A 6366-nucleotide genomic window follows, 5' to 3' on the forward strand; every position below is an offset into this window, starting at 1 on the left:
TTTTAGGTCTGGCCAGTAGAAGTAGTACACGTGGGGAACCGTTCAGAAGCCCTTTAGGGTTTGGTCAGTAACAAAGGCTTTCAGCCGCAGAGAAAACCACCCGTTATCACGGGTGGTTTTTATTTTTTCTTTAAATAACAAGTAAATTAAGTAAATGATGGATCCTCCACATAATTTTATCTCTCAAGTAAAGACTAATTTAAGAAAAAACGTATCAGTTCATTTTTTTACATAATAGTTGATTTACATCTCTATGAAAGGAGCAAGAGCTATGATTTTTTATGCCTGTGTGAAATATGCAGAGGAGCATCCAGAAACATATCAAGGTATTGAAGTGACCACTCTTGGAAATTCGGATGATGTTGTGGCAAAATTTAATTCCTACGATCCACTACAGGATTTTCATAATTTTGTAAGCTGGTCTGAAAGTGTTGGCGAGGACAATGTGGGATTTTGTGATAGTTTAAAGCATTTTGCTAAGGATTATCATGAGGTTTCTTATGATGCTGCAGAAGAAATGTTAAAAATGATTTATGGTGACCATCAAGATTGTGAAGAAGTAGAAAGCAGATTTTGATCTGACTAATTCAAATGCTAAAAAGGGCTAATCTTTATACATATAATTCCTGTAGCAGATTAACCCTTTTAGCGATTATCATTCATTTTCATCCAACAGTTTCCTTTTTCTTTTTCTCACTTTCGGTGTCATGATTATGCTTGAAATTTGCTTTGTTAAATAATTTAAAGATATAACCGGATACTTGCTTATAATTTTCTTCAATTTTTTCAACAACATAATTAATTCTTTCAAATAGTGTTGCTCTTAAACTATCCATATCGCGAGCCATTTTTTGATGAATGGCATCTTGACTTTCAACACGTTCTAATATCGTTTGATGGAAAGATTCTTGGAGCTCTAAATTATTTTTTATCGACTCATTTACATTCAATTGATCAGCCAATTGGTCATGAAACTGACTATGGAGAGTTTCGAAGTGCTCTACTTTTTTTGTTAACTGATGTAGTGACGTATCCTGTATTGTTAATTGGTCGATGATCGCTTGGTTTAACAATTCATCTTTCTTATGCTTTTCTAATAGGCCTTGATTAGCAGTGTTTAGTGTTTCGAAGCGTGAAATTAATTCATTATGTGCTTCCTCTTGTTTAATTATATAATTTTTCAACGGCTCAATTCGTTCCTCGTGTATTTGTAAATGTTTAAATACATGGTTGAATTGGTTTTGTTGTTCTGTACTCGTTTTAGAGATAAGCCTGCTTACCTCTTTTGTAGCATTAGTTAATGATGAATTTAATTCTGCTTGAAGGTACATGAATTCTTGTAAATAATTGCGACGGAAGGTTTGTTGATTTGAATTTGCTTGTATATTTTTGGTGTTTATATATAAAGTCGGATTATCGTTCTTTTTACTATATACCAAAAGATTCTCCTCCTTTTTTGAAGAAAATGATGTTAATATCCTATGAGAGATAGCCTAATTTTGATAACAACTTTCATGAAAAATGAAAATATGGCTAGAAATAAGGACATACTAGGTTTGTTTAACGCCTTAAGAAAGCTAAAAGTATTTTAGTTTCTTTTGGGAAAAGTGAAAAGTGAGGAAGTATGAAAGGGTGAAAGAAGATGAGTATGGAATGGTTTGATAGGATAAGTGCAGAATTACAAGATCATCTTGAATCAATTTGTGAAAAATATGATCAAGTTGGTCATATGTCCATCGATAGGGGAGCTAAGCATCCAAGAATTGAGTTTTTTGTTGAAACAGAGGATGATGAGCGAGATTACTTCTGTACGCTTTGCTTTGACCCTTACAATGTTGAATTTTACATTGAATCGTTTGATTTTGAATATGATCAAATGTCTCGTACGATCCTATCTGATATTGAAGAAATCATTGATGCAGTTCACGAAAGTTTTCATATGTATATGAATGACGATGATGAAGAGGAATATGATGAATCTCAGGATATCGAAGAAGATAATGTTCTTGAGGAAATCGATGTAGAGTGGGAAACACCAGAGGTTACTGCTTTTATGCACGAGGATGAAGTGGAAGTAACATATCAATTCGGTATTATTCAAGAGACTGGTGACGGTGTGCTTAAAAGAATAAATCGGATAAAAACAGACGATGATCAGCTCATTAAAGATGAAACAAATTTTATTTTTAGTAAAGAAGAAGCAAGTACAATTATCGCGATGATCGCAAGTCATATGGACTCTTTATCAGAGTTTGATTTTCAATAAACGTAAAATTTTTAAAGCAAAAAGTAGCAGATTGAAGTTAACATTTCCTGTTAACTTCTTTTCGTATTTAAATGAGAAATTAATCTCCTTTGCCCACAACATTTAATATCCATAAAAATGTAGGTTTTTTTAACTTTTTCACGAAATAGTGAGAAGTGATATATTTTCTTAAAACTTTATATTTGTTATGATGATAATTCACAATTGTAAAAAAGTTACGAAGGGCGGGGTTTCATGTCAGAAAATAAACAGGAATTACATACTGAACAAATAAGAATCAATCAAGTCATCGAAAAAATGAAAAGCGAGTTAGCTTTATTGGAACAGCAGACATCAACAGTGAAGTCAGATATCCTTTCGATTAGAAGAAATTTCTGGGAAGATGTTACTGTAAATATGGACGATGCTGTTGAAGCGGGAGAAACTGCAACTAGCATCAAGCAGCAAGCTGAATTTTTATCTGAACGTGAACATCGTCATAAACATTTACATAAGGATGTTAAAAACTTAAGACGTTTAGTTGAGACGCCGTACTTCGCCCGGATCGATTTTAAGGAAGATGGAGAACAGGATATAGAACGAATATATTTAGGAATAGCCTCATTTTTGGATAACGAATCAGATGAGTTTTTAGTTTACGATTGGCGTGCCCCCATTTCAAGTTTGTATTATGATTATTCTCTTGGTCCTGCTAAATTTACGGCACCAGGTGGTACTGTTACAGGTGAATTACAATTAAAAAGGCAGTTTATTATAAAAGATGGTATTATCGAAGGGATGTTTGATACTGGTTTAACAATAGGTGATGAGCTCCTTCAAGAAGTATTAGGTAAGCAATCAAATGCACAAATGAAGAGCATTGTTGCTACTATCCAAAAGGAGCAAAATAAAATCATTCGTAATGAAAAGGGGAAGCTATTAATCGTTCAAGGTGCTGCAGGGAGTGGGAAAACATCAGCAGCTTTACAACGAGTTGCCTTTTTACTATATAAATACCGTGAGACATTAAATGCTGAAGAAATAGTATTGTTTTCTCCTAACCCGATGTTCAATAGCTATATTCGCAATGTTTTGCCTGAGCTAGGAGAAGAAAATATGCAGCAAACAACATTCCAACAGTATTTAGAATTTTCCTTAGGTGATTCCTTTCATGTAGAAGATCCTTTTTCTCAAATGGAATATATGCTAACTGCTCAACATGAACAGGATTACGAGGTAAGAAAAAAATCAGCAAAATATAAGTCATCGATCCAATTTTTACATGTTGTTGAACAATATTTAACACATTTAAGTAATGAAAATTTAGTGTTTCAAGATATTGTGTTTAGAAATGAAGTTGTCATTTCTACATTAGAAATATCTGATTATTTTTATTCATTAGATAAACAACTATCGATTACTAATCGAGTCAAACTTACTGCTACATGGTTACTATCTGAACTAAAAAAGCTTGAAAAAAGTGAGAGAAAAAAAGAGTGGGTTGAAGATGAAATTCAATATTTAGATAAAGAGGAATATCAGTTTTATTTTCAAAAGTTAAGTAAGCAAAAACGTTTCTCGCAAGATACCTTTGATGATTTTGAAAGAGAGCAAGAACAATTAAGCATTTATGTAGTTAAACGAGCCTTGAGTCCTGTAATAAAAAAAATAAAACGGCTTGACTTTCTTAATATGAAGGCAATTTATCAGCAATTATTTACTCTTAACCAAAATGACTTGCACTTAACGATTTCACCTATAACAAATCTTGACTGGCAAGAAATTTGCCAATATACAAGTAAGCATTTAAATAACAATCACCTTCCTTATGAAGATGCAACACCTTATTTGTATTTAAAGGAAATGATTGAAGGGTTTAAAGTCAACACAAGTGTTAAATATGTTTTTATTGATGAGGCTCAGGATTACTCATCCTTTCAATTTGCTTTTTTAAAGCATTTATTTCCAAATTCCCGTTTTACAGTACTCGGCGATATTAATCAAGCAATTTATGCACATCATTCACATACTGGGATAGAAGTGTTAAAGAATTTATTTAATGGTGAAAGCATTGAAACGATTAAATTAACTAGAAGTTATCGCTCTACAAAGCAAATCATTGAATTTACATCAGCAATATTAGAAAAAAACGAAGAAATTGAGCCCTTTAATCGTAATGGACAGAAGCCAATTATTTTAGAAAAAAATGATGAAAACGAAATAATTGCTCAAATTGTTGATAAAATAAAAAATAACAGCACATATAAAACAACGGCAATCATTTGTAAAACTCAAAAGGAAGCAAATCGTGTATTTGACTTACTTAAAGATAGTATCGAGGTTGAACTTATTGATAAAAGAAGCAATCAATTTGATTCTGGTGTAGTCATTATTCCAGCCTATTTAGCTAAGGGAATTGAGTTTGATTGTGTAATATTGTTTAATGCTTCGTATGAACAATACGGGAGTGAAGAGACAAGAAACCTCTTCTATACAGCATGTACTAGGGCGATGCATGAATTATTGATCTTTTATACAATGGAAGCTACTCCATTCCTTGCAAATATACCAGAGGAGCTTTATATAAATAAAACTAAAATAGAGGGATAACGGTGGAAATGATCGCACAATTACCTTATATAAAAGTTATACGCTCTATTGAAGAGAATCAACAGCATTATAAAGAAGAAGAGTATATGATTGCATTTTCGCTAGAAGCTGTTTGGACCGATGGGGAAGTTTTTCACCAACATGAGGTATTAGATATGTCTTTTCGTCCTTTTTCAAATCAAATGGGGCTTATTTATTTACATACGATAAAAGGCTTGTACTGCTATACTATTAAAGAAAATCCTAAAATGTTTATTGAAACCTTTAAGCAACTCAAATCAGCTCTTTAAATTATGAAGTAAAAAGAGGGTGTCTCAAAACCAAAGGTACCAGACTCCTAACAACACAATAAATAGACCTAATGTGAGGCTAGTATACAATTTATCAGTGTTTATTAGGAGGGGGGCAGACCATTTTCAGTCACCCTCTTTTTTTAATTATTTAATTTTTGATGATTTACGAAGATGTTGTTTCGTCTGTTCAATAAATTTCTTGAAAGCCTCTTTGCTAACTCCATTTGCTATTGCTAAGTTAGCCAATGTGAAAATTTCACTATTCTCAGCTTGATGGACCGAATGTTTATTTATTTTGTTCATTTACACCCCTCCATATCTTCTGTACAAGAATAATTCATGGCTTGTTATTTAATAGCTAAACAAAGAGCCAATACCCGTTTTTATCAGATCGTAAACTGAAATTAATTCAATTTTTTATGTCATCACAAGTGAAGCCTTGTTTCTTTAACATTGAGGCTACATGAGGATATCGGTCATTATAATGCTTTCCCTTATAAAAGCTAGCTACCCTTGCTGTCCATGTAGGAGGGTTTTCATGATCAGTTAATTTTCTTTGATGTTCTTGGTATGTTTTATTATATGTATGAATGATTTGCTCTTGATCTTTGTTATAGACTTCTTGATGGATAAATGCTTCATTTGGTAATCGTGGATTATGCCCCGGATCATTATAACCATAGCCTATACATAAGCCACAAATTGGAATTACATATTCAGGTAAATTCAAGTACTCAATAACCTCTAAAGGATTTTTACGAATACCACCTATCGGAACAATTTGTAAACCTAATGATTCAGATGCTGCAATTGCATTACTTAAGGAGATACCGACATCGGTTGCTCCAACTAATAACATATCAACATCATGAATTGCCTCCATTGGTATTTGTTCAATCTTACTAGCGAGCTTTGTACGATAAAAATCTGCACAGAAAATAAGGAATACCGGAGCTTCAATAATATGTTTCTGATTACCGCATAATGAGGCTAATGTTTGTTTTCTTGCTTTATCTTTGATTACAATAACTGAAACTTGCTGACCATGGATCCAAGTAGGGGCTGCTTGAGCAGAAGTAAGGATAGCATCTAGCTGTTCAGTAGAGATTTCTCGGTCTTCAAAATGTCGAAAAGATCGATGGCTTGTTAAGGTTTTAATAACTTCATTCATGATGAATCCTCCTATATTATAATATATATGGTAACTATACTTGATCT

Annotated in this window: 7 protein-coding genes; 4 read left to right on the plus strand and 3 right to left on the minus strand. The window is 32.8% G+C overall.

The window, feature by feature from the left end; translation table 11 throughout:
- Positions 1-271 precede the first annotated feature (271 nt).
- Positions 272-577 carry a hypothetical protein gene (locus tag HU235_RS15345; RefSeq protein ID WP_174880760.1) on the plus strand — a complete coding sequence of 102 codons (306 nt, stop codon included), beginning with the start codon at positions 272-274 and terminating at the stop codon, positions 575-577.
- A gap of 88 nt (positions 578-665) precedes the next feature.
- Here the strand turns inward: HU235_RS15345 and HU235_RS15350 are convergent, their stop codons facing one another.
- On the minus strand, positions 666-1439 hold the full coding sequence (locus HU235_RS15350; RefSeq protein ID WP_174880761.1) for a hypothetical protein: 774 nt from the start codon (positions 1437-1439) through the stop codon (positions 666-668).
- Positions 1440-1642: 203 nt separating this feature from the next.
- Here HU235_RS15350 and HU235_RS15355 point away from each other — a divergent pair, with 203 nt between their 5' ends.
- The 3 genes from HU235_RS15355 to HU235_RS15365 all read left to right on the plus strand — a co-directional run bounded on the left by HU235_RS15355 (position 1643) and on the right by HU235_RS15365 (position 5145).
- Positions 1643-2266 (plus strand): hypothetical protein, encoded by a 624-nt coding sequence (locus HU235_RS15355; protein WP_095302675.1) that lies wholly within the window; start codon positions 1643-1645, stop codon positions 2264-2266.
- Between the two features lie 234 nt (positions 2267-2500).
- Positions 2501-4855, plus strand: a complete 2355-nt coding sequence (gene helD, locus HU235_RS15360; RefSeq protein WP_174880762.1) for an RNA polymerase recycling motor HelD — start codon at positions 2501-2503, stop codon at positions 4853-4855.
- 2 nt (positions 4856-4857) lie between these two features.
- Positions 4858-5145, plus strand: coding sequence for a hypothetical protein (locus HU235_RS15365; RefSeq protein ID WP_174880763.1), 288 nt, complete (start codon positions 4858-4860; stop codon positions 5143-5145).
- A 147-nt stretch (positions 5146-5292) separates the two neighbouring features.
- Here HU235_RS15365 and HU235_RS15370 read toward each other — a convergent pair whose 3' ends face one another.
- Together HU235_RS15370 and HU235_RS15375 are read right to left on the minus strand one after the other, a co-directional pair.
- Positions 5293-5451, minus strand: coding sequence for a hypothetical protein (locus tag HU235_RS15370; protein ID WP_174880764.1), 159 nt, complete (start codon positions 5449-5451; stop codon positions 5293-5295).
- A gap of 106 nt (positions 5452-5557) precedes the next feature.
- Positions 5558-6319 (minus strand): NADPH-dependent oxidoreductase, encoded by a 762-nt coding sequence (locus tag HU235_RS15375; RefSeq protein ID WP_174880765.1) that lies wholly within the window; start codon positions 6317-6319, stop codon positions 5558-5560.
- Between the last annotated feature and the right edge of the window lie 47 nt (positions 6320-6366).

This window comes from Metabacillus niabensis (assembly GCF_902829255.1).
Classification (GTDB): domain Bacteria; phylum Bacillota; class Bacilli; order Bacillales; family Bacillaceae; genus Metabacillus; species Metabacillus niabensis.

Coding starts and splice junctions, on each gene's coding strand:
- HU235_RS15345 (WP_174880760.1), top strand. CDS start 272: ATGATTTTTTATGCCTGTGTGAAATATGCAGAGGAGCATCCAGAAACA.
- HU235_RS15355 (WP_095302675.1), top strand. CDS start 1,643: ATGAGTATGGAATGGTTTGATAGGATAAGTGCAGAATTACAAGATCAT.
- helD (WP_174880762.1), top strand. CDS start 2,501: ATGTCAGAAAATAAACAGGAATTACATACTGAACAAATAAGAATCAAT.
- HU235_RS15370 (WP_174880764.1), bottom strand. CDS start 5,451: ATGAACAAAATAAATAAACATTCGGTCCATCAAGCTGAGAATAGTGAA.
- HU235_RS15375 (WP_174880765.1), bottom strand. CDS start 6,319: ATGAATGAAGTTATTAAAACCTTAACAAGCCATCGATCTTTTCGACAT.